The organism is Pseudonocardia sp. CA-142604 (genome assembly GCF_050948475.1).
GTDB lineage: Bacteria > Actinomycetota > Actinomycetes > Mycobacteriales > Pseudonocardiaceae > Pseudonocardia > Pseudonocardia alaniniphila.
This window is the reverse complement of the sequence record NZ_CP192045.1, coordinates 2,882,927-2,903,002: the sequence shown is the minus strand read 5'-3', so window position 1 is coordinate 2,903,002 and position 20,076 is coordinate 2,882,927. Positions and strand designations below refer to the sequence as shown.

21 protein-coding genes and 1 riboswitch are annotated in these 20,076 nt (G+C 71.2%); of the genes, 8 read left to right on the top strand and 13 right to left on the bottom strand.

All coding sequences use genetic code 11. The features are described 5' to 3' along the window. The first annotated feature begins 41 nt into the window (after positions 1-41). From ACQPZQ_RS13365 to ACQPZQ_RS13350, 4 genes are all read left to right on the top strand, one after another. Positions 42-1,061 carry a LacI family DNA-binding transcriptional regulator gene (locus ACQPZQ_RS13365; protein ID WP_433299172.1) on the top strand — a complete coding sequence of 340 codons (1,020 nt, stop codon included), beginning with the start codon at positions 42-44 and terminating at the stop codon, positions 1,059-1,061. Positions 1,062-1,080: 19 nt separating this feature from the next. Beyond that, a complete protein-coding gene (locus tag ACQPZQ_RS13360; protein WP_433295495.1) occupies positions 1,081-1,818 on the top strand; it encodes a (Fe-S)-binding protein in 738 nt (245 codons plus the stop codon). Continuing rightward, positions 1,815-3,290, top strand: a complete 1,476-nt coding sequence (locus ACQPZQ_RS13355; protein ID WP_433295493.1) for a LutB/LldF family L-lactate oxidation iron-sulfur protein — start codon at positions 1,815-1,817, stop codon at positions 3,288-3,290. Before ACQPZQ_RS13360 ends, ACQPZQ_RS13355 begins: the two co-directional genes overlap by 4 nt. 150 nt (positions 3,291-3,440) lie before the next feature. Further along, complete coding sequence (locus tag ACQPZQ_RS13350; RefSeq protein WP_433295491.1) at positions 3,441-4,070, top strand: LutC/YkgG family protein; 630 nt, start codon at positions 3,441-3,443, stop codon at positions 4,068-4,070. A 7-nt stretch (positions 4,071-4,077) separates the two neighbouring features. Here ACQPZQ_RS13350 and ACQPZQ_RS13345 read toward each other — a convergent pair whose 3' ends face one another. The 5 genes from ACQPZQ_RS13345 to ACQPZQ_RS13325 all read right to left on the bottom strand — a co-directional run bounded on the left by ACQPZQ_RS13345 (position 4,078) and on the right by ACQPZQ_RS13325 (position 7,850). After that, the gene (locus ACQPZQ_RS13345) at positions 4,078-4,962 is read right to left on the bottom strand and encodes a dihydrodipicolinate synthase family protein (RefSeq protein ID WP_433295489.1); all 885 of its coding nucleotides are present in this window, start codon (positions 4,960-4,962) and stop codon (positions 4,078-4,080) included. 23 nt (positions 4,963-4,985) lie between these two features. Beyond that, positions 4,986-5,225: a hypothetical protein gene (locus ACQPZQ_RS13340; protein ID WP_433295487.1), complete on the bottom strand. Its 240-nt coding sequence runs from the start codon at positions 5,223-5,225 to the stop codon at positions 4,986-4,988. Between the two features lie 39 nt (positions 5,226-5,264). Beyond that, positions 5,265-6,032, bottom strand: coding sequence for an ABC transporter ATP-binding protein (locus ACQPZQ_RS13335; RefSeq protein ID WP_433295485.1), 768 nt, complete (start codon positions 6,030-6,032; stop codon positions 5,265-5,267). Beyond that, entirely contained in the window at positions 6,025-6,813 is a 789-nt protein-coding gene (locus ACQPZQ_RS13330) for an ABC transporter permease (RefSeq protein WP_433295483.1), read from the bottom strand. Before ACQPZQ_RS13330 ends, ACQPZQ_RS13335 begins: the two co-directional genes overlap by 8 nt. Next, complete coding sequence (locus ACQPZQ_RS13325) at positions 6,810-7,850, bottom strand: ABC transporter substrate-binding protein (RefSeq protein ID WP_433295481.1); 1,041 nt, start codon at positions 7,848-7,850, stop codon at positions 6,810-6,812. Before ACQPZQ_RS13325 ends, ACQPZQ_RS13330 begins: the two co-directional genes overlap by 4 nt. Continuing rightward, positions 7,842-7,954: riboswitch (TPP riboswitch) on the bottom strand. Its footprint overlaps the gene before it by 9 nt. 155 nt (positions 7,955-8,109) lie before the next feature. Here ACQPZQ_RS13325 and ACQPZQ_RS13320 point away from each other — a divergent pair. Continuing rightward, positions 8,110-8,712 (top strand): DUF1989 domain-containing protein, encoded by a 603-nt coding sequence (locus ACQPZQ_RS13320; protein ID WP_433295479.1) that lies wholly within the window; start codon positions 8,110-8,112, stop codon positions 8,710-8,712. A 164-nt stretch (positions 8,713-8,876) separates the two neighbouring features. Continuing rightward, positions 8,877-9,353, top strand: coding sequence for a hypothetical protein (locus tag ACQPZQ_RS13315; RefSeq protein ID WP_433295477.1), 477 nt, complete (start codon positions 8,877-8,879; stop codon positions 9,351-9,353). 85 nt (positions 9,354-9,438) lie between these two features. On the opposite strand, the gene ACQPZQ_RS13310 is transcribed toward ACQPZQ_RS13315, so the two are convergent. From ACQPZQ_RS13310 to ACQPZQ_RS13295, 4 genes are all read right to left on the bottom strand, one after another. Next, a complete protein-coding gene (locus ACQPZQ_RS13310) occupies positions 9,439-10,641 on the bottom strand; it encodes an ROK family protein (RefSeq protein ID WP_433295475.1) in 1,203 nt (400 codons plus the stop codon). Then, positions 10,638-12,116: a sugar ABC transporter permease gene (locus tag ACQPZQ_RS13305; RefSeq protein ID WP_433295473.1), complete on the bottom strand. Its 1,479-nt coding sequence runs from the start codon at positions 12,114-12,116 to the stop codon at positions 10,638-10,640. The genes ACQPZQ_RS13310 and ACQPZQ_RS13305 overlap by 4 nt, the downstream gene beginning before the upstream one ends. Then, on the bottom strand, positions 12,116-12,889 hold the full coding sequence (locus ACQPZQ_RS13300; RefSeq protein ID WP_241039348.1) for an ATP-binding cassette domain-containing protein: 774 nt from the start codon (positions 12,887-12,889) through the stop codon (positions 12,116-12,118). Before ACQPZQ_RS13300 ends, ACQPZQ_RS13305 begins: the two co-directional genes overlap by 1 nt. 77 nt (positions 12,890-12,966) lie before the next feature. Next, on the bottom strand, positions 12,967-14,082 hold the full coding sequence (locus ACQPZQ_RS13295) for a sugar ABC transporter substrate-binding protein (protein ID WP_433295470.1): 1,116 nt from the start codon (positions 14,080-14,082) through the stop codon (positions 12,967-12,969). Between the two features lie 287 nt (positions 14,083-14,369). On the opposite strand from ACQPZQ_RS13295, the gene ACQPZQ_RS13290 reads away from it, so the two are divergent. After that, positions 14,370-16,061 carry a CocE/NonD family hydrolase gene (locus tag ACQPZQ_RS13290; protein WP_433295468.1) on the top strand — a complete coding sequence of 564 codons (1,692 nt, stop codon included), beginning with the start codon at positions 14,370-14,372 and terminating at the stop codon, positions 16,059-16,061. 283 nt (positions 16,062-16,344) lie between these two features. After that, on the top strand, positions 16,345-17,592 hold the full coding sequence (locus ACQPZQ_RS13285; protein ID WP_433295466.1) for a glycosyltransferase: 1,248 nt from the start codon (positions 16,345-16,347) through the stop codon (positions 17,590-17,592). Positions 17,593-17,638: 46 nt separating this feature from the next. Here ACQPZQ_RS13285 and ACQPZQ_RS13280 read toward each other — a convergent pair whose 3' ends face one another. From ACQPZQ_RS13280 to ACQPZQ_RS13265, 4 genes are all read right to left on the bottom strand, one after another. Then, positions 17,639-17,953: a nitrile hydratase accessory protein gene (locus tag ACQPZQ_RS13280; RefSeq protein WP_433295464.1), complete on the bottom strand. Its 315-nt coding sequence runs from the start codon at positions 17,951-17,953 to the stop codon at positions 17,639-17,641. A 5-nt stretch (positions 17,954-17,958) separates the two neighbouring features. Continuing rightward, complete coding sequence (nthA, locus tag ACQPZQ_RS13275) at positions 17,959-18,585, bottom strand: nitrile hydratase subunit alpha (RefSeq protein ID WP_433295462.1); 627 nt, start codon at positions 18,583-18,585, stop codon at positions 17,959-17,961. Then, on the bottom strand, positions 18,582-19,346 hold the full coding sequence (nthB, locus tag ACQPZQ_RS13270; protein ID WP_433295460.1) for a nitrile hydratase subunit beta: 765 nt from the start codon (positions 19,344-19,346) through the stop codon (positions 18,582-18,584). The genes nthA and nthB overlap by 4 nt, the downstream gene beginning before the upstream one ends. A 146-nt stretch (positions 19,347-19,492) precedes the next feature. Beyond that, positions 19,493-20,017 (bottom strand): DUF1097 domain-containing protein, encoded by a 525-nt coding sequence (locus tag ACQPZQ_RS13265; protein ID WP_433295458.1) that lies wholly within the window; start codon positions 20,015-20,017, stop codon positions 19,493-19,495. Positions 20,018-20,076 lie beyond the last annotated feature (59 nt).

Genomic DNA, 20,076 nt, shown 5'->3' with positions numbered 1-20,076 from the left:
TCGGAGATCACGAGGTGGTGACGGGATCGGGCACGCCCAGCATGAAGGACGTCGCTGCGCACGCGCGCGTCTCGCTGGGCACGGTCTCCAACGTCCTGAACCGGCCGGAGCTGGTGAGCGAGCGCACGCGCAAGCGCGTCCTCGCGGCCATCGCCGAGCTGGGTTTCGTGCGGAACGAGTCGGCGCGCCAGCTCCGGGGCGGAGGCAGCCGCACGCTTGCCTACGTCGTGCTCGATGCCGCCAACCCGTTCTTCACCGACGTGGCGCGCGGGGTCCAGGACGCCGCCGACGCCGCGGGGCTCGCTTTGTTCCTCTGCAACAGCGGCGAGGACCAGGAGCGCCAGGCCGCCTACCTCGACCTCCTCGAGCAGCAGCGCGTCGAGGGCGTGCTCATCACCCCGGTCGACGCCGCCGACCCCCGCATCACCGCGCTCGCCCGCCGCGGCACGCCCGTGGTGATCGTCGACCGTGGCGCAGGCCCGCAGCACTGCTCCGTCACCGTGGACGACCAGCTCGGCGGCGAGCTGGCGGTCACCCACCTGCTCGACAGCGGCCACCGCAGGATCGCGTTCGTCGGAGGGCCGCGCTCGATCGGGCAGGTCGGCGACCGCATCGCAGGCGCCGAACGGGCCATCGCACGCGCAGGCACCGGCGAGCTGACGGTGCTGGAGACCCCCCGCCTCGACGTCGCCCAGGGCCGTCGCGCCGGGGAGCGCCTGGCCGGCCTACCTGCAGCGCACCGGCCCACCGCCGCGTTCTGCGCCAACGACCTGCTCGCGCTCGGGCTGCTTCAGCAGATGGTCCGGCTGGGGCTGCGGGTGCCCGAGGACGTCGCGATCGTCGGCTACGACGACATCGAGTTCGCCGAGGCCGCCGCCGTGCCGCTGACGTCGGTGGCGCAGCCCCGCCACCGGCTCGGGCGCACCGCTGCCGAGCTGCTCCTCGCCGAAGCCCGCAACCCGGAGACGCACGAGCATCAGCAGGTCATGTTCGCCCCCGAGCTCGTGGTGCGGGCGTCCACGCGGTTGGGCGGCGCCGTAAGGTCCACCACGGTCGCCTGAGGCGGCGGGAGAGGGAACAATGAAGATCGCCCTGTTCGTGACGTGCCTGGCCGACGCTCTGTACCCCCAGGTCGGACGGGCCACGGTCACACTGCTCGAGCGGCTGGGCCACGAGGTCGTCTTCCCCGCGGCACAGACGTGCTGCGGGCAGATGCACGTCAACACCGGATACCAGCGCGAGGCGCTCCCGCTGGTGCGCCACCACGTCGAGACCTTCGAGGACTTCGACGTCGTGGTGGCTCCGTCGGGCTCCTGCGTCGGGTCGGTGCGCCACCAGCACGCGATGGTCGCCCGCCGGGCCGGGGACCAGGCGCTCGCCGAGCGGGCCGAGGCGGTGGCGACGCGCACCTACGAGCTGTCCGAGCTGCTGATCGACGTGCTCGGGGTGGAGGACGTCGGTGCGTACTACGCACACCGGGTCACCTACCACCCCACCTGCCACTCGCTGCGCATGCTGCGCGTCGACGACAAGCCGCTGCGGCTGCTGCGCCACGTCCGCGGAATGACGCTGCTCGAGCTACCCGAGGCCGACCAGTGCTGCGGGTTCGGCGGCACCTTCGCGATGAAGAACCCCGACACGTCCACGGCGATGCTGGCCGACAAGATGAAGAACGTGATCACCACCGGGGCGGAGGTCGCCACGGCGGGCGACGCGTCCTGCCTGATGCACATCGGCGGCGGACTCTCCCGGCTGCGCACCGGCACCCGCACGGTCCACCTGGCGGAGATCCTGGCCGGCACGGAGTCGGTGGCATGAGCTCAACCGATCTCGGCATGCCAGCCGTCGCCCCGCGCGGTGTGGGCCACCTGCGCGGCGAGCAGTCCTTCCCCGCCGCCGCCCGCACCGCGCTGGCCGACTCCCAGCTGCGGCGCAACCTCGGCCATGCCACGCGCACCATCCGCACGAAGCGGGCGTCGGTCGTGGCCGAGCTGGACGACTGGGAGCAGCTGCGGCTCGCGGGCGAGGCCCTCAAGACCGCCACGATGGCACGCCTCGACGAGCACCTGGAGCGCCTGGAAAAGGCGGTGCAGGCCCGCGGCGGTGTCGTGCACTGGGCGCGCGACGCCAACGAGGCCAACGCGATCGTCACCGGCCTCGTGGCCGCCACCGGCGAGTCCGAGGTGGTCAAGGTCAAGTCCATGGCCACCCAGGAGATCGGGCTCAACGAGGCGCTCGAGGCCGCCGGGATCACGGCGCACGAGACCGACCTCGCCGAGCTGATCGTCCAGCTCGGCGGCGACATGCCGAGCCACATCCTCGTGCCGGCCATCCACCGCAACCGCGCCGAGATCCGCGACATCTTCCTGCGCGAGATGCCCGGCGTCGACCCACAGCTCACCACCGAGCCGCGTCGGCTCGCCATGGCGGCGCGTGCGCATCTGCGCGAGCGCTTCCTGCGCGCCAAGGTCGCGATCTCGGGCGCCAACTTCGGGGTGGCCGACACCGGCACGCTGCTCGTGGCGGAGTCCGAGGGCAACGGGCGGATGTGCCTGACGCTGCCGGACACGCTGATCACGGTGATGGGCATCGAGAAGGTCGTGCCCACCTGGCAGGACCTCGAGGTGTTCCTGCAGCTGCTTCCGCGCAGCTCCACCGGCGAGCGGATGAACCCCTACAACTCGGCGTGGACGGGCGTCACCCCCGGCGACGGCCCGCAGACCTTCCATCTCGTGCTGCTCGACAACGGGCGCACCGCCGCCCTCGCCGACGAGATGGGCCGCACCGCGCTGCACTGCATCCGGTGCTCGGCGTGTCTCAACGTGTGTCCCGTCTACGAGCGGGCGGGCGGCCACGCGTACGGCTCGGTGTATCCGGGCCCGATCGGCGCGGTGCTGTCGCCGCAGCTCACCGGCGTGGAGGACAACGCGTCGCTGCCCTATGCGTCGAGCCTCTGCGGAGCCTGCTTCGACGCCTGCCCGGTCCGGATCGACATCCCGTCGCTCCTGGTACGGCTGCGGGCCCGGCACGTCGACGAGCAGCGATCCGCGCATCGCGTCCCGAGCGCGGAGGCTCTCTCGATGGCCGCCGCGGCGTGGGTCATGGCGTCGCCCACGCGGTTCGCGGCCGCCGAGAAGGCATCGCGCGCCGCGCGCCTGCTCGGCCGCGCGTCCGGACGGATCTCGGCGCTCCCGCCGCCCCTGTCGGCCTGGACGGCGAGCCGGGACGCGCCACGCCCGCCTGCGGAGACCTTCCGCGAGTGGTGGGCCCGCAACCGGGGCGCATCGTGAGCGAGCTTGCGAGCTCACCATCGGACACAGCAGTGCCGCGAACGCGGCCGACGAGCGCCGGCGAGGAGGACTCGTGAGCGAGCTTGCGAGCTCACCATCGGACACAGCAGTGCCGCGAACGCGGCCGACGAGCGCCAGCGAGGAGGACTCGTGAGTGCCCGCGAGGACGTGCTGGCCCGCATCCGCGAGGCCAACCGCGAGGCGGGCCACCCGGCGCCGCCCGAGATCCCCCGCGACTACCACCGCAGCGGCGGGCACACACCCGGCGCGCCCGAGCTGCTCGCGCTGTTCCGCGACCGGCTCGTCGACTACCGCGCCACGGTGATCGACGCACCCGCCGACGGCGTCCCGGCCGCGATCGGCGTCGCTCTGGCCGAGGTGACCGGCCCCGTCGTGGTCCCGCCCGGACTGCCCGACGACTGGGTGCCCGCCGGCGTCATCGACGGCTCCGCCGGCGTGGGCGTCCTCTCCCCCGCCGACCTCGACGAACATGCCGCCGTGGTCACCGCCTGCGCGGCCGCGTGCGCCACCACCGGCACGATCGCCCTGGACGGCTCACCAGACCAGGGACGCCGGGCGCTGACCCTCGTGCCGGACGTGCACGTCTGCGTGGTGCGCGCCGGCCAGGTGGTGCAGACCGTCCCGGAGATGCTGGCGGCACTGCAGCCGACCCGTCCGATCACGTTCATCAGCGGACCGTCGGCCACCAGCGACATCGAGCTGCAACGCGTGGAGGGCGTCCACGGCCCCCGCACGTTGATCGTGGTGCTGGTGGGCTGACGCGGCGTCAGGCCACCGGTGCCTGAGCGCGGGCCACCAGGCGGTCGATCCGCTCCCGCTCCTCGGCGCCGACCAGCGGTGCCGGCATCCGCATCACGCCGGTGCCGAGCCCCAGCCCGGCGAGCGCGTGCTTGGTCCCCTGCACGGTGCCGAGTGCGGCAGTCACCTCGTCGACCTCGGCCTGGGCCGTGCGCTCGGCCTCGGCGTCGCCGCGCGCCACGGCGTCGGCGAGGGCGGTGAACGGCTCCGGGAAAGCGGCCGCAGCGGCCGAGACGACACCCCGGCCGCCGACCCGGACGACGGAGGCGAGAGCGGCGTCGTCGCCGGACCAGAGCAGTGCACCCGCTGGAAGGGCAGCCACGAACTCGGCCAGTAGGCCGGCCGCCGCGCCGCTGAGCTTGGCCCCGGCGAGCCCGCTCTCGGCTGCCGTGCGCGCGAACTGATCCGCGTCGGCCGGGACGCCGGTGCGGTCCGGAAAGAGGTAGCCGTACACCACGGCGTCCCCGCAGGCCTCGGTGATCGCGGCGAAGTGCCGCGTGACCGTGCCGGCGTCGACGGGCAGGTAGTAGGGCGTGATCGCGGCGAGGCGCCGAGCCCCGGCTGCGACGGCGTCGCGGGCGAGCGTGACGGCGTCACGGGTGGCAGCCGTCCCGATGTGGGCCACCACGCGGTCCGGGCCGAAGACGTCGAGCGCGATCTCGAGCAGGTCGCGCCGCTCGGCGCGGTGCAGTGCCGGGAACTCGCCGGTGGTGCCGGCGACGAACACCCCGTCGAGGCGGTCCACGAGCCCCGTCAGCAGCGCCCGGTTGGCCTCCCTGTCGAGCTCACCCGCCTCGTCGACGAGTGTGGGAACGGCGGCCAGCACGTCGGCGCGGGAACTGCGAGCGGACATGTTCACGACTGTAGTTCGAGCTGCTACGCCGTCTCGCCGGGCCACCGGAGGAAGCGGTAGTTCGCCGGACGAAGCCGCATGGCGTGCAGCACGATGACCGGATCGCCCGGGGCCACGACCACCTCGATCAGGTCGCGGCCCGCCGTCAGCCCGATGCGCAGCTCGACGTCTCCCTGCACGACCGTGCGCAGTGGCGCGGCGAGCACCTGGCGGATGTCATCGGCGGCTATCCCGTGCTTGCGGGCGCTGCGGGTCAGTCGCACAGATGCATGCTACGAGCACTCACGTGGCCGCGAGCGCGGTCACCGGGAACCGTTCCGCAGCACCGTGAGCAACTCCTCCTCGATCGCCGCGAACTGCGGGGAGGTGATCAGCCCGATCTCGCGCGGCCGGGGCAGGCCGACGTTCACCTCGCGCCGCACGTGCGTGGGCCGCGGCCCGAGCACCAGCACCCGGTCGGAGAGGAACACCGCCTCCCGGATGTCGTGGGTGATCAGCAGCACCGTCCAGCCGAACCGGGTGCGCACGTCGTCGAGCCAGGTCTGCATGTCGGTGCGGGTGAGTGAGTCCAGCGCGCCGAACGGCTCGTCGAGCAGCAGCACCGCACGGTCCTGCACCACCGTGCGCAGCAACGCGGCCCGCTGCCGCATCCCGCCGGACAGCTCGTACGGGTGGGCCGACTCGAACCCGGACAGCCCGAACTCGGCGAAGAGCGGCCGGGCCCGCTCCCTAGCGGCCCGTCGGGACATCCCGGCCACCTCCAGGCCCAGCGTCGTGTTGTCCAGGACGGTCCGCCACGGGAAGAGCAGATCCTGCTGGGGCATGTACGCGAAGGGGTCGACGCGACCGGTGGCGTCCTCGCCGTCGACGAGGACCCGGCCGGAGTCGGGGCGTTCCAGGCCGGCGATCACATTGAACAGCGTGGACTTGCCGCAGCCGCTCGGCCCGATCACGGAGACGAACTCACCGGGCGCCACGTCGAAGGTCACCCCGCCGAGCACGGGGAGCCCCGGGTAGGCCTTCCGGAGATCGTCGAGCACCAGCTTGGTCTCGTGGCCGCCCTCAGGCACGACGACGCTCCTTCCCGTGCCACGGGATCACGAGCCGTTGCACGAGGTAGGTGAGAACGAACAGCCCTACGGACAACAGCGCCGTCACCACCACCGCCGCGAGCACGAGATCCGTGCGGAACGAGTTCTTCTGCAGGCTCATGAAGATCCCGAGCCCCGCGGTCGCACCCACGTACTCGGCGAAGATCGCTCCGGTCACGGCGTACGTGATGCCGATCCGCAGCGCCGTGAAGAACGACGGCATCGCCCCGGGCAGGCGCACGTAGCGGAACTGCTTCCAGCGCGACGCCCCCATGCTGCGCAGCAGGTTGGTGGCCTGCCGGTCGGTGGCGGAGAACCCCTCGATCAGCCCGACGGCGATCGGGAAGAACGTCACGAGCGCGATCACCAGTACCTTCGGCAACAGGCCGAACCCGAACCAGATGATCAGCAGCGGCGCGATCGCGATGATCGGCAGCGTCTGGGACGCCACGAGGAGCGGCGTGAACGCCCGTCGCAACCACGGGGAGAAGTCCACGGCGATCGCCAGTGCCCAGCCCACCGCCAGCGACACCCCGAACCCGACCGCCGTGACCTGCAGCGTCGGCAGCGTGTTCTCCCACAGCTGCTCGCGGAACGCCCAGCCCTGCGTGGCCACGCGCAGCGGCGACGGCAGCACCTGCGGCCGGACGCCGGCGGCCGTGACGTACCACTGCCAGGCGATGAGCCCGAGCGCGACGAGGACGAGCGACGGCACGACGGCCGAGACCGTGCGCCGTCCACCCGTGCGTGGTGCGCTCATGGCTTCGCCAGGTACTGGTTGGTGAACCAGGTCGAGAAGTCCGGCCGCTGGGTGAGCGGCTTCCCGTCCGGCCCGGTGAGCACCCCGGAGTCGAAGACCCACCCCGAGAAGCCCGACCACTCGTCCAGCGTCTGCTCGCCCACCTTGCCGGAGCCGTCACGAAGGTACTGGTCGGCGAGCATCTGCTGGCTGCGCATGACGAGCTCCGGCTCCGTGAAGACGCCGGGGTTGGCGTCCATCAGCAGCTGGGCGGCCCTGGCCGGGTCGTCCGCGCCGAGCTGGTAACCCCGCTGCGCCGCCTGCACGAACTTCGCGGCCAGGTCGGGATGTGCCTGCAGCCAGGGGCTGTTGCCGATCAGCAGCACGTTGTAGGCGTCGGGGAAGCCGTAGTCGGTGTAGGCGAAGGTCTTCAGCGGCTGGCCGTGCAGCTCGGCCTCGATGCCCTCCCAGGCCATGAACGGCTCGGTGAAGTCGACCTGCCCGGCGTAGAGCGCCTCGTACGCGGAGGTGCCGAGGACCACCGTCGTGAAGTCGCCCTTGCCCCCGGCGTCGCGGATGACGGCCTGCATCTTGGGCTCCTCCCCCGGCCCGCCGAACCCGCCGTAGGTCTTGCCGTCGAGGTCCTTCGGCGAGGTGATGTCGGCGCGGTCGGCCTTCACCGCGATCCGCGTGGCCCAGTGCTGCAGCACCGCCATCACGGAGGTGATGTCCGCGCCCGCCGCCTTCGAGAAGGTGAACGAGTCCTGGAAGCTGATGCCGAAGTCGGCCGCTCCCGACGAGACGAGCGTGTCGGGCGAGGTGTTGTTGTACGGGAGGAACTGCACGTCCAGCCCGGCGTCGCGGAACCAGCCCTCCTGCTGCGCCACGTAGAGGCCGGTGTGGTTGGTGTTGGGCGTCCAGTCCAGGGCGACCCTGATCGTCTGCTCGCCACCGGCCCCACCAGCGCTCCCGGCACCGCCGCCTGCGCACCCGGCCAGCACGAGCAGGAGCACTGCGGCCAGGACGACGGAGATCCGGTGCGAACGTACGCCGATCACGAGGTTCCTCCCTACGCCGGCATTAACCGGGTCAGGTTCGAACGGTCGGCGGCCGGTCCTGCCGCCCTCTCAGCCTCGGATCGTGGGCTCCCGCGGGTCCCCGGGATGATACGCGGCCGGCAAGGGCCGACGCACACGACGTCCGTCCCGCGTGGTTCGTCCCGATAGCTCTCCAGCTGTGGCGACGACCCATCCGAGGCCCGGTGCCTGCCGGTTCGTCCCCTCGACGCGGCCTGCACCTCGCGATGGAATGGCAGTTGTGCAGGTATCAGGAGAAACCTCCGTCGTCGAGGTCCCCGCGGGAACCGGCCGAGCCGTACGTGTCACCGCGGGCGACCGCGTGCGCCTGATCGACCCGCAGGGCGGGCAGGTGGGTGATGTCTTCGCATTCACCGACGTCGAGCACCACAGCGCGTCACACACCCGCGCAGCGACGAGCCGACTCTTCCCGGCCATCGGCGAACATTTCATGACGCAACGGCGCCGGCCGATCCTCACCCTCGTCGAGGACACCTCACCCGGTTTCCACGACATGCTGATCGCCGCCTGCGATCCCGAGCGGTACGCAGCGCTCGGCGCCACCGGGCACCGCTCGTGCGCGGAGAATCTGCGGGAGGCGCTCGCCGCCGTCGAGCACGGCTACTCCGGGCCCACGCCGCAACCGATCAACGTCTTCATGCGGATCCCCGTGCAGCAGGACGGGCGGCTGCAGTGGCTCGCAGCAGCGACGGCCCCGGGTGACTCGATCACTCTCGAGGCCGTGATGGACTGCCTCGTCGTGGTCTCCGCGTGCCCGCAGGACATCGTCGGGATCAATGCGGGCTCACTGTCTCCGCTCGTGATCGAGGTATCTCCGCCATGATCAGAAAACGCTCGCCGACCAGCTCGACGTCGATGTGCCGCGCAATATCGGAAACACCGAGCCGGGCGTCAAGGCACACGGCGCCAAGCCAGGTAACCATCCATTTTCTTGATCGAGCATCAGTCGACCACAGCGAACCAGCTCTATTCGGATAGGAGACCCGCATGCGATCCGGCGACCGGCGAATGATGTGGCACGGCATGTTCCTCTTTCTCATCGGACTGGTGACCGGCCTGCTCGAGCGGCGCTTCAAGAACATGCGCATGGGAGTGTCCGCGCATCTGGAGGGGGTGGTGAACGGAACCTTCCTGATCGCGCTCGGAGCCATCTGGGGCTACGTCAGACTGCCGCGACGAGCCGAGCAGGCTGCCCGCGGGTCGGCTCTCTACGGCACGTACGGCAACTGGTTCTTCACCACTCTCGGCGCAGCACTGGGCACCGCCGCGGCGAATCCGATCACGTCGGAAGGCCACTCCGGAAAACCGTGGCAGGAGAAAATGATGGGGGCGGGCTTCCTCAGCATCGCCATCTCGATCATCGTTTCCGCGGTGCTGACCCTGGTCGGCCTCGGCCGTAAGGAACCTATTGCGGAGAAGCCCGCCGCGGACCAGGATTCGCCGCCGGCACATCGAACGGCCTGAACGACCTCGGCAACCCGGCCGTGTCCATCGGCTGCCGAACCGCCGCACGAGCACGGCGGTCGGCCGTGGCCGGTTGCGCGTCCACTCAGACCGCCACGAGCACCGGTTCGAAGGCCAGTTCGGCGGCGCCGACCAGCTTCGCGTCACGGCCGAGGGGGCTCGTCTCGATCCGCGTGCCTCCCACCGCCCGGCTCACGAGGCTGCGCTCGTGCACCATCGTCCGGACCGTCGCGACCACCGCCGGGGGCAGGGCGGTGAACAGGTCGCCGAGCACCACCAGCTCGGGAGCCATCATGTTCACCACGGTGATGAGTCCCGTGGCGAGCCATGTCGCGAAGTCGTCGAGCCTGCCGGGCTGCGCGGCGCCCTCCAGCGACCGGAGCTCGGCCACCACCACGCCGCGCGGGGCGTCCTCGGGGAGCCCGAGCGCCCGGCACAGCGCCGCCTCCCCCACCTCCGTCTCCCAGCATCCGCGGGACCCGCAGTAGCAGGGCCGCCCGCCGGGCCGGACCACGAGGTGCCCGATCTCGCCGACATAGCCGCGCGTGCCGCGCAGGGGACGGCCCGCGGAGATCACGCCGCCGCCCACACCCTTGTCGGCGGAGATGTAGACCAGGTCGTCGACGTCACGTGCGTCCCCTCGGACGTGCTCGGCGAGTGCACCGAGCTCGGCGTCGTTCGCCACCTGCACGGGGACCTTCAGCACCGCGCCGAGCCTGCGGCCCAGTGCGACGTCACGCCAGCCGAGGTTGGGCGCCTCGTGCACGAAGCCGTCGTCACTGCGCACCACACCCGGCACCGACACCCCCACCCCCTGTGCCGTGACGGCCAGCTCCTCGGAGAGCAGTTGGGCCGACTCGGCGACGTGGGTGATCACCTCGCCCGGCGTGCGGGTGCGGTGGTGCAGGTTCCAGCTGTGGCGCCCGAGCATCTGTCCGCCGATGCCGACCATCGACATCGACACCTGCTCGACCCGCACGTCCACGGCCAGCACCACGGCGGCCTCCGGCTCGGGCAGCACCATCAGCGACGGACGGCCGGCGCCGTTGCGCTGCACCGGTAAGGCCTCGGTGACCACACCGGCCTCGGCGAGGCCGTCGACCACCGCCTTGATCGTGCTGCGGTTGAGCCCGAGCTCGCTGGCGAGGGTGGCTCGCGTGCACGGACCGTCGACGTGCAGGCGCCGCAGCAACGCTGCGCGGTTGTGCCGCCTGGCCTCGTCCGGCCGGGCGCCCGCGGTGGCGGCGGACGGACCGCCGCCACCGTCGCCGCCCCAGGTGCGGTTCACCTGGTGGCGACCGCCGAACGCCGCCGCGACAGCACGTCCACGCCCGCCGCGAGGAGCAGCACGATCCCGTTGACGAGGAAGACGACGGACGCGGGCTGGCCGAGCAGACCCAGTCCGTTGTTCACCGTGGCAAGCACCGCGCCACCGATGACCGCGTTGCTCAGGCGGCCACGACCCCCGAACAGCGACGTCCCGCCGATCACGGCTCCACCGACCGCGAACAGCAGCGTGTTGCCGCCACCCGCACTCGGCGACACCGAGCCGACCTTCGACGAGTAGATGATCGCGCCGATGGCCGCGAAGGCCGTGGAGATCACGAACACGGCGGCACGGATGCGGACCACGTCGATACCGGCGCGGCGCGCGGCCTCCCGGTTGCCGCCGACCGCGTAGACGTGCCGGCCGAAGCGCGTGCGGTCGAGGACGTAGGTACCGGCGACGAGCAGCACGAGCACGATCGGCACCACGTAGGGCACGCCCGAGATCACCAGCTGGCCCGGCGAACGGTTCACCGTCAGCAGGTAGGTCGCCACCGCGGCGAGAACGACCACGGCGCCGGTCTTGATCAGGACGAGGCCCGTCGGCTGAGCGACGAGACCGAGCCTGCGCCGGGAGACCTGACGGTTGAGCATGACCGCGGCGTAACCGCCGGCGGCCACGACGAACAGAATCCAGCTCCCCAGTGTCGAGAGGTTGCCGTTGGCCACCGCGTTGATCACCGGGTCGCGCAGCCCGAGCGTGCCGCCGTCACCGATGAGCTGCAGGATCACGCCCTGCCAGGCGATGAACAGCGCCAGTGTCACGACGAACGACGGCATGCCGACCTTCGCGACGAGGAAGCCGGTGAGGCAGCCGATCACGACGCCGACCAGCACGGCGAGCAGCATCTCGAGCCACGGGTTCGGGGCGAACCCGATGAGAAGGAGCAGCAGCGCTCCCGCGGAGGCCACCGCGCCCGCCCAGATCCGCAGCAGCACCGCCAGCACGATCGCGAGGACGATCACCGCGGCGAACAGCAGGAAGACGGGCGTGCCCATCGCGCCGAGCAGGTTGCCGTTGCTCACGAGGTGCAGCGCCATCACCGCAGCGGTGAGCCCGGACGCCGTGCCGGCCGCCAGGTCGATCTCCCCGGTGAGCAGGACGAACACCAGGCCCATCGCGATGATCGTCTGCCCGGCGCCCTGCTGGAGGAGGTTGGCGAGGTTCAGCAGGCTCGGGAACGTGTCCGGTGCGAGCACCGTGAACAGGATGAAGAGCGCCAGCAGGCCGAGCAGGGCCGGCAGGGCGCCCAGGTCACCGCCGCGCAGGTTGGTCAGGTAGCCACGGATCGCCTCGCCCGTGCTCCGCGCCGTGGTGTCGATGCCGAAGTCGGCCGCGCGCGAGGAGGCAGGCGCGGCCCGCTCGGCCGCGCTCGTCCCGCTGCTCGGGGCAGCCTTGTCCGTCTGGGCCTCGGGGCCCTCGGTGGGTGCCGTCATCAGACCGTCACGCTCTCGGGTCGCTGCAGGCCGAGATCCCCGGAACGGCCCGCGGTGATCAGCTCGACGGCCTGCGTGTTGGTGATGTCCTTGGTGGGCACCTGGGCGACCATCCGGCCCAGGTACAGGGTGGCGATGCGGTCGGAGACCTCGAAGACGTCGGCCATGTTGTGGCTGATCAGCACGACGCCGAGGCCTTGCTCGGCGAGTCGCCGGATGAGGTCGAGCACCTGACGGGTCTGGGCGACGCCCAGCGCGGCCGTGGGCTCGTCGAGCAGCACGACCTTGGAGTCCCAGAGCACCGCCTTGGCGATGGCGACGGTCTGCCGTTGTCCGCCGGACAACGCCGCCACCGGCATCCGCACGGAGGTCACCGTGCGGACCGAGAGCGACGCGAGGGTGCGCCGGGCGGCCTGCTCCATGTCGGCCTCGTCGAGGAGCCAGGACTTGCCGCGCTCCCGGCCGAGGAACATGTTCTGGACGATGTCGAGGTTGTCCGCCAGCGCGAGGTCCTGGTAGACGACCTCGATGCCGAGCTTCGAGGCGTCGGTGGGCGCGTTGAGCGTCACCGGCCTGCCCTCGAAGAGCACCTCGCCACTGTCGATCGGGTGGATGCCGGCGACGCACTTCACGAGCGTCGACTTGCCGGCACCGTTGTCCCCGACCAGCGCGGTGACCTCACCGGCGCGGACGGTGAGGTCGACGTCGTGCAGCACCTGGACGGCGCCGAAGCTCTTGTTCACCCCGCGCAGCTGCAGGATCGGATCAGTCATACGGGCACCTCCGGTGCCCGTGGGCGGATACGAGTGTCAGGGGGCCCCACTCGTATCCGCCCACGAGGGGTCGAGGGTTACTTGATGCCGAGCTGGTCGCAGGCGGCCTGGGTGGCCGCGACGCAGATCTCGGAGGCCTTGACGGCTCCGGCGTCGACCACGGACTTCACGTTGTCCTTGGTGATGAGCTGCGGGGTCAGCAGCACCGACTTCACGTCGCGGTTGCCCTTCGGGTCCTTCTCCGTCTGGGTGGCGATCGCGTCGGCGGCGGCCGTGTCGCCCTTCGCGAGTGCGGCGGCGAGCTTGGCCGTGGCCTCGGCCTCCTGGTCGATCGGCTTGTAGACCGTCATGTACTGGTCGCCGCGGAGGATGGCCTGCAGGCCGTCGGGGGTGGCGTCCTGCCCGGTCACCGGCACCTTGCCGTTGAGGCCGTACTTGGTGAGCACGGTGATGATCGCGCCGGCGAGACCGTCGTTGGCCGCGACCACGCCGTCGACCTTGCCGCCGTTGCTCGTCAGGATCTGCTCGAAGGTGGTGCCGCCCTGCTGGTTGTCCCAGTTGTCGATGGGCTGCGACTGCACCAGCTTGAGGGCGCCGTCGCCGTACATCGGCTTGAGCACGTTCTGCTGGCCGTTGTAGAAGAGCGTGGCGTTGTTGTCGGTCGGTGCACCCTCGATCTCGATGACCTGGGCGCCCTGCTTGCCGCTCAGCGCCTGGGCGAGACCCTGGCCCTGCAGCTCGCCGACCTTGGTGTTGTCGAACGAGACGTAGTAGTCGCTCGTGCCGCCGAGGTTGAGGCGGTCGTAGTCGATCACGGGGATGCCCTGCGCCTTGGCCTTCGCGGCCACGGCGGCACCGGACTCGCTGCTGATCGAGGCGATGACCAGCACCTTCACGCCGCTGGAGATCATGCCGTCGGCGAGGGTCGAGAACTTCTGCTCGTCGCCCTGCGCGTTCTGGATGTCGGCGTCGAGCCCCTGCGCCTGCATCGCCGCGGTGAGCAGCGGCTTGTCGAAGCCTTCCCACCGGGCGGAGCTGGCGGTCTCCGGGAGGATCACGCCGACCTTCGTCCCGCCGGTCGGAGCGGAGCTCGAGGGGGGCGCCGACGGGGCGGCGGCGTTCTGGCCGCATGCTGCGAGCGTGAGGGCGAGCCCCAGCCCCGCGGCCGCGAGCGCGGCTCTCCTGATGCGCATGGTCGTCCTTCCACATCGTCGGGGATCCCCGCCGGATGCGGGGAAATGTTGCGACGAACAACGTATGTCGCTCAATGGAGTGGCGCCAAGCACACTGGATCGTTTAAGTGATCACTGAGAGGTCACAGTTTCGTGACGGCGACCCCGATTTGTTGCGACCGTCACCGTAAGGATCTTGTTCGCGGTGACCGTCGGCTCCTTGTTGACCGCTGGCCCGCCACCGCTCTCCTGCGGTACACACGACGCCGGCCCAGCGACGGGATCACCGGTTCACCACGGGGAGAGCGATGACGACGACAGCGCAGCCGAGCCCGGTCACGAGCCCACCCGGGCGCGCCGCGCGGTTCGTCGACCGGGTCGTCTCCGCACTGCTGCGACGGCCGGAGGAAACGGGCTACACGGTGACCCGCGGCGTGCGCGTCCCGATGCGCGACGGCGTGGAGCTCGTCGCCGATCACTACGCCCCTACCGAGGCGCCGGGGAACGGCACGGTGCTGGTGCGCGGCCCGTACGGCCGGAGCTCCTTCTTCGCCCTGCTCTCCGCCCGCATGTACGCGCTGCGCGGTTACCACGTGCTCCTGCAGAGCTGCCGGGGCACGTTCGGTTCGGGCGACACGTTCGCCCCGATGCAGCACGAGATCGCCGACGGCCACGACACGGTGGGCTGGCTGCGCGAGCAACCCTGGTTCGACGGCAGGCTCGCCACGCTCGGACCGTCCTACCTCGGGTTCACGCAGTGGGCGCTGCTCATGGATCCGCCGCCCGAGCTCCGCACGGCCGTGATCAGCATGGGCCCGCACGACTTCCACCGCGCGGTGTACGGCGCAGGGGCGTTCTCCCTCGGCGACTTCTTCCGGTGGAGCGAGATGGTCGCCCACCAGGAGGACACCGGCTTCCCGGCCGCAGTCGTGCGGGGCGTGACCGCGGGGCGCAGACTGCGGCCCGCGTTCCACGACCTGCCCCTCGTCGCGGCCGGGGATGCGCTGTTGAACGGCCGTGGGCCCTGGTACCGGGAGTGGGCGTCGCGGCCGGAGGCGAGCGACCCGCTCTGGGCGAACATGCGGCTCGACGCGGCGCTGGACCGGGTGCAGGTGCCGGTGCTGCTCGTCGGCGGCTGGCAGGACCTGTTCCTCGACCAGACCCTCGACGGGTACGAGCACCTGCACCGCCGCGGTCTCGACGTCGCCCTCACCGTCGGCTCGTGGACACACACCGACCTCATGGGCAAGGCAGGCGGCACCATCGGCCGGGAAACCCTGGACTGGCTGGGCGAGCACCTCGCCGGCCGCCCGGGCAGGCGCCGGCCCGCCCCCGTCCGCATCCACGTCGGCGGCGCCGACAGCGGGTGGCGCGGCCTGCCGGAATGGCCGCCGCCCGCGGGCGAGCAGGCGCTGTACCTGCAGCCCGGCGGGGGGCTGGGAGCGTATGAGCCTGCCCCGGGCGCGCCGGCGGCCACGTTCACCTACGACCCCGGCCACCCCACGCCTGCCCTCGGCGGCCGGGTCCTCACCGGAGCGAACGGGGTGCAGGACAACCGCACCCTCGAGGCCCGGCCCGACGTCGCCACCTTCACCGGGCCGGTGCTCGAGACGGACCTGGAGGTCGTCGGCCGCCCGGTCGTCGAGCTCGCACACACCAGCGACAACCCCCACGCCGACGTGTTCGTGCGGATCTGCGACGTCGACGCCAAGGGCCGGTCCCGCAACGTCTCCGACGGGTTCGTGCGGCTCGGCTCCCCAGATCCGGCCGGCCAGGATCCGGCGGGGCAGGTGGTGCGGGTGAACCTCGACGCGATGGCTCATCGGTTCGCGGCGGGGCACCGCATCCGGCTGCTGGTCGCAGGCGGCGCCCACCCCCGCTTCGCGCGCAACCTCGGCACGGGTGAGCCCGCGAAGAGCGGCACCGCGCTGCGACCGTCGCACCGGACGATCGGTGTGGACGGGCGGTCGCGGGTGGTGCTCCCGGTGGCGCCGCGCTGACCCGTCGAGCTTCACCCGAGAATTCCTGAATCCGACTGTGCCCCGCCTCGACCAGGCGGGGAGCCCGTTGCGAAACGAATTCGTGCACGTCTCGTGTGGGCGCTGGTAGCGGCTTCGGTGGGCGCGGCGTCGGTGTCCGTCCACAGCGGACGACGAATTGAAAACGGAGTGCCCGCCTCTTCCCACTTCAACGTATAGCTCACCGGGGGGCTTGTGGCAAGACCCTGGTCGTGCCGCAGAATCGCGCGCCGAAGCCAGAATCCAGGGAAATGCGAGTTGCGAAATGCGTGTGTTGTTGGTGGCGTACGGGTCGCGCGGGGACGTCGAACCGATGGTGGGGCTCGCGGTGCAGTTGCGGGCACTCGGCGCGGAGGCGCAGGTGTGCGCGCCGCCGGACTTCGCGGAGCTGCTCGACGGTGTCGGCGTCCCGCTGGTGCCGATCGGCCGGCCGGTACGCCCGACGGTGACAGGGGCGGTGACCGGGACGGCGCCGCTGCCGGCGGAGGGCCTGTCCCAGCGCGCCGCCGCGTTGGTCGCCGCGACGTACGACGCGGTCGCCGCGGCGGCCGAGGGATGCGATGCGGTGGTGGCGACCGGCTTGGTCCCGGCCGGGGCCGGCGCGCGGGCGGTAGCCGAGAAGCTGGGCATCCCCTACGTGTGGGTGGCGTTCTTTCCGTCCTACCTGCCTTCTCCGCACCACCCGCCGCAGGCGTGGCCGGGCCGGCCGCTCCCACCGGAGGTGACCGACAACCGGGCGCTGTGGAATCTGAACAGCGAGAACGTGAACGGGCTCTTCGGCGAGGCGATCAACACGCACCGGGCATCGATCGGCCTGCCGCCGGTGGACAACGTCCTGGACCACGTCCTCACCGACCAGCCGTGGCTGGCGGCGGATCCGAGCCTGGGTCCGTGGCTGGAGCCTGCGGACCTCGACGTGGTGCAGACCGGCGCGTGGATCCGACCGGACGAACGCCCACTCCCGGCCGGTGTGGAGGCGTTCCTGGACGCCGGTGCACCACCGGTGTACGTGGGCTTCGGCAGCATGCCCATGCGCGACTCGGACGGCGTCGCCCAGGCCGTCATCGAGGCGGTCCGCGCGCAGGGCCGCCGCGTACTCGTCTCCCGCGGCTGGGCCGACCTGGCCCTGATCGACGACCAGGACGACTGCTTCGCCGTCGGCGAGGTCAACCAGCAGGCACTGTTCCGCCGGGTGGCCGCCGTCGTGCACCACGGCGGCGCGGGCACGACGACGACCGCTGCCCGGGCCGGCGCGCCTCAGGTGGTGGTGCCGCAGATGGCGGACCAGCCGTACTGGGCCGGGCGGGTGGCCGCCCTCGGCATCGGCTCGGCACACGACGGTCCGACTCCGACCGCCGAGTCCCTCTCAGCCGCGCTCGAGACGGCCCTGGTCCCTGAGACCCGCGCACGAGCGACCGCCGTGGCCGTCACGATCCGCACCGACGGAACGAGGGTGGCCGCGACGCTGCTGCTCGACGCGGTCAACCGGGAAAGGCCGCCCGTGTCCGTGTGAACCACGTGGGATCGCCGAGCCAGGTAAGTGCCCGGCGCCGGGCCTGCTACGGGTGGGAGTCGCGGTCCTCGGGGTTGACGTAGCCGTCCTCGAGGATGCCGTGCTCACGCACCACGGCGCCGAGTGCGGTCACCCAGTGCTCGTAGTACTCCCACCGGCCGCGGGCGTCGGTGGGTGCGTCCTCCCACGCTCCGATCTTCGTGATCAGCTCCTGCTGGAAGTCGGCCCACGGGTAATGGCCGAACTCCGACAGCGCGACCGCGAGGCCGAAGGCGCGCCGCTGCCATTCCTCGTCGAAGACGGGCTGGTTGACATCGGTGACACAGGACGGGTGCAGCTTCACCGGACTCACGTCGGTCATCCCGCTCACCTCCCGGCCGGGGAGTCGGCGAGCGCCACGCCGATCATCGACTCGGTGGTCACCAGTTCGGCGAGCTCGGCCTCGGACATCCCCTCCGTGCCGGCCGGCCGCTCCGGTACGACGAACCAGCGGGAGTGGCCACTGGAATCCCACACGCGCACCTCGGTGTCGTCGTCCAGTGCCACGCCCAGCTCCGTCAGCACCTTGCGTGGTTCCCGGGCTGCGCGCGCCCGGAAGACCGGGTCCTTGTACCAGTACGGCGGCAAGCCGAGCACCGGCCAGGGGAAGCAGGAGCACAGCGTGCAGATCACGAGGTTGTGGATCCCCGGCTCGTTGACGACGGCGGCGATGTGCTCACCCTCGGCACCCGCCATGCCGTCAGGCAGGTCGAGCTCGGCGACGGCGGTGGGGGTGTCAGCGGCGAGCCTGCGGGCGAACTCCGGGTCGGTCCAGGCCCGCGCGACGATCTTCCGGCCGTTGAGCGGGGTCATCTCCGACTCGAAGTAGCCGAGCACCTTGTCGACAGTGCCGCTGGTGATGACGCCCTTCTCGATGAGGAGCGCCTCCAGTGCACGCACCTGCGCCGCGCTGGTCTCCTCGCGGTCACTCGGGTAGCCGAACTGCGCGGTCACTGCTGTCCTTCCTGGTCGGCGGGGGCGAGATAGGTCTCGTAGAGCTCGGCGTACAACCGGCCCCCGGTGGGCTCGGCGACGGTGCCCCACACGTGCGCGGGATCGAAACGGACGATGTAGACCGCCATCGGCTCGCCGAGGCCGTCGGGGCCGGTGGATCGGAAGTAGCGGTAGCTGCCCTCGAAGACCCGCTCCACGGTGCCGCTGCACCCGCGCAGATATCCCGGCAACCGGGTGTGGGCGACAGCGGGCGGGTTGCGGACGGTCACGTGGGCTCCCACGGCGAAGGCCGGGTCGGCCGGACCGCGCCGCGGCGAGTCGCCCTCGCGCAGATACCGGACGACCTGGTCGTCGACGGCGGGATTCTCACCGGACGGCAGCGGCGCGGCGGGATCCTCCCGGAAGCGCTTCGTCGCGGCGTCGAGCTCCTCGGGTGTGAGGTATCCCTTGTCGAGCAGGTAGGCGGTGATTCCGCCCAGCCACTTCTCGTAGTAGCGGTACTGGAAGTAGGCGAACGGATTCATCGCCTCAGCGCCGCTGCGCAGATCTGCCCAGGTCCAGGTGCCGGCGAGCGCCGTCGGAACGGCGTCGATGTCGTACTCGGGCAGGGCGTCGCGCAACGAACGGGACAGCCCCATCATCGCGGCATGGATGCCGAATATCCGCTTCTCCCATTCCTGGACGAACACCCGCTTCTCGAAGTCGAGCGGACCGTCGAGACCTTCGAGCCCGCCCAGTTGGTGCTGAAGCTTCACATGCACCCCATTTCCGTTTCTGCATTCCCATCGGAGGGAATCGTTTCACGCCACAAGGAAGCGCGAGGTCGCTTTCGCCGGACGTGATCGGCGCAGATCCGGCCACGACGAACGTCGGTTCTTCTCGTCGTATCCCGGGCCCTGGCGCTGCGTCATCCGGAGATCTCCGGTGACGGCTCCGCCCGGTTCGCCGGCTCCGCCGAGAGCACCTGCGCCACCCGCTCGGACACGATCCCGAACAGGCCACCGAGCACGAGGGCCACCGCGGCCATGAGCGCCGGGTTTCCGATCGAGACGGTCAGGACCCCGCGTCCGGTCACGGCGACGGTGCCGACCGTGGAGGCGAAGCCCCAGACGATCGCCGGGATCGCCCCGAGCAGCGATGCGCGCGACACCAGAACCATGGCTGCGCTGCCCGTCCCCACCGCCACGGCGGTGAGCACGAGGCCCATGCCGAGGCCCTGGCTGACCATCAGGGTGATCGCCGCGATCACCAGCCCGGTCAGGTTGCTCACGACGGAGCGCACGAGCCCGTTCATGCCTCCACCGAGGATGAAGAACGACGCCCACGCGATGAAGACCACCCATACCGGAACAAGCACGACCGCACCGGTGAGCAGCACCGCGACGGCGCCGAGCACCCCGATGCTCAATGCGAGTGCATTCTTCCCCGACATCCGCACTCCCCTTTCCTCGTCGACGCGATCGTCGGAAACGGCCGTTTCATGCACGTGAC

Bases quoted from the DNA above. Each gene is read 5' to 3' on its own strand.
- ACQPZQ_RS13365 (WP_433299172.1), top strand. From the start codon at position 42: ATGAAGGACGTCGCTGCGCACGCGCGCGTCTCGCTGGGCACGGTCTCC.
- ACQPZQ_RS13360 (WP_433295495.1), top strand. From the start codon at position 1,081: ATGAAGATCGCCCTGTTCGTGACGTGCCTGGCCGACGCTCTGTACCCC.
- ACQPZQ_RS13355 (WP_433295493.1), top strand. From the start codon at position 1,815: ATGAGCTCAACCGATCTCGGCATGCCAGCCGTCGCCCCGCGCGGTGTG.
- ACQPZQ_RS13345 (WP_433295489.1), bottom strand. From the start codon at position 4,962: ATGTCCGCTCGCAGTTCCCGCGCCGACGTGCTGGCCGCCGTTCCCACA.
- ACQPZQ_RS13330 (WP_433295483.1), bottom strand. From the start codon at position 6,813: ATGAGCGCACCACGCACGGGTGGACGGCGCACGGTCTCGGCCGTCGTG.
- ACQPZQ_RS13315 (WP_433295477.1), top strand. From the start codon at position 8,877: ATGCGATCCGGCGACCGGCGAATGATGTGGCACGGCATGTTCCTCTTT.
- ACQPZQ_RS13305 (WP_433295473.1), bottom strand. From the start codon at position 12,116: ATGACGGCACCCACCGAGGGCCCCGAGGCCCAGACGGACAAGGCTGCC.
- ACQPZQ_RS13300 (WP_241039348.1), bottom strand. From the start codon at position 12,889: ATGACTGATCCGATCCTGCAGCTGCGCGGGGTGAACAAGAGCTTCGGC.
- ACQPZQ_RS13295 (WP_433295470.1), bottom strand. From the start codon at position 14,082: ATGCGCATCAGGAGAGCCGCGCTCGCGGCCGCGGGGCTGGGGCTCGCC.
- ACQPZQ_RS13290 (WP_433295468.1), top strand. From the start codon at position 14,370: ATGACGACGACAGCGCAGCCGAGCCCGGTCACGAGCCCACCCGGGCGC.
- ACQPZQ_RS13285 (WP_433295466.1), top strand. From the start codon at position 16,345: ATGCGTGTGTTGTTGGTGGCGTACGGGTCGCGCGGGGACGTCGAACCG.
- ACQPZQ_RS13280 (WP_433295464.1), bottom strand. From the start codon at position 17,953: ATGACCGACGTGAGTCCGGTGAAGCTGCACCCGTCCTGTGTCACCGAT.
- ACQPZQ_RS13265 (WP_433295458.1), bottom strand. From the start codon at position 20,017: ATGTCGGGGAAGAATGCACTCGCATTGAGCATCGGGGTGCTCGGCGCC.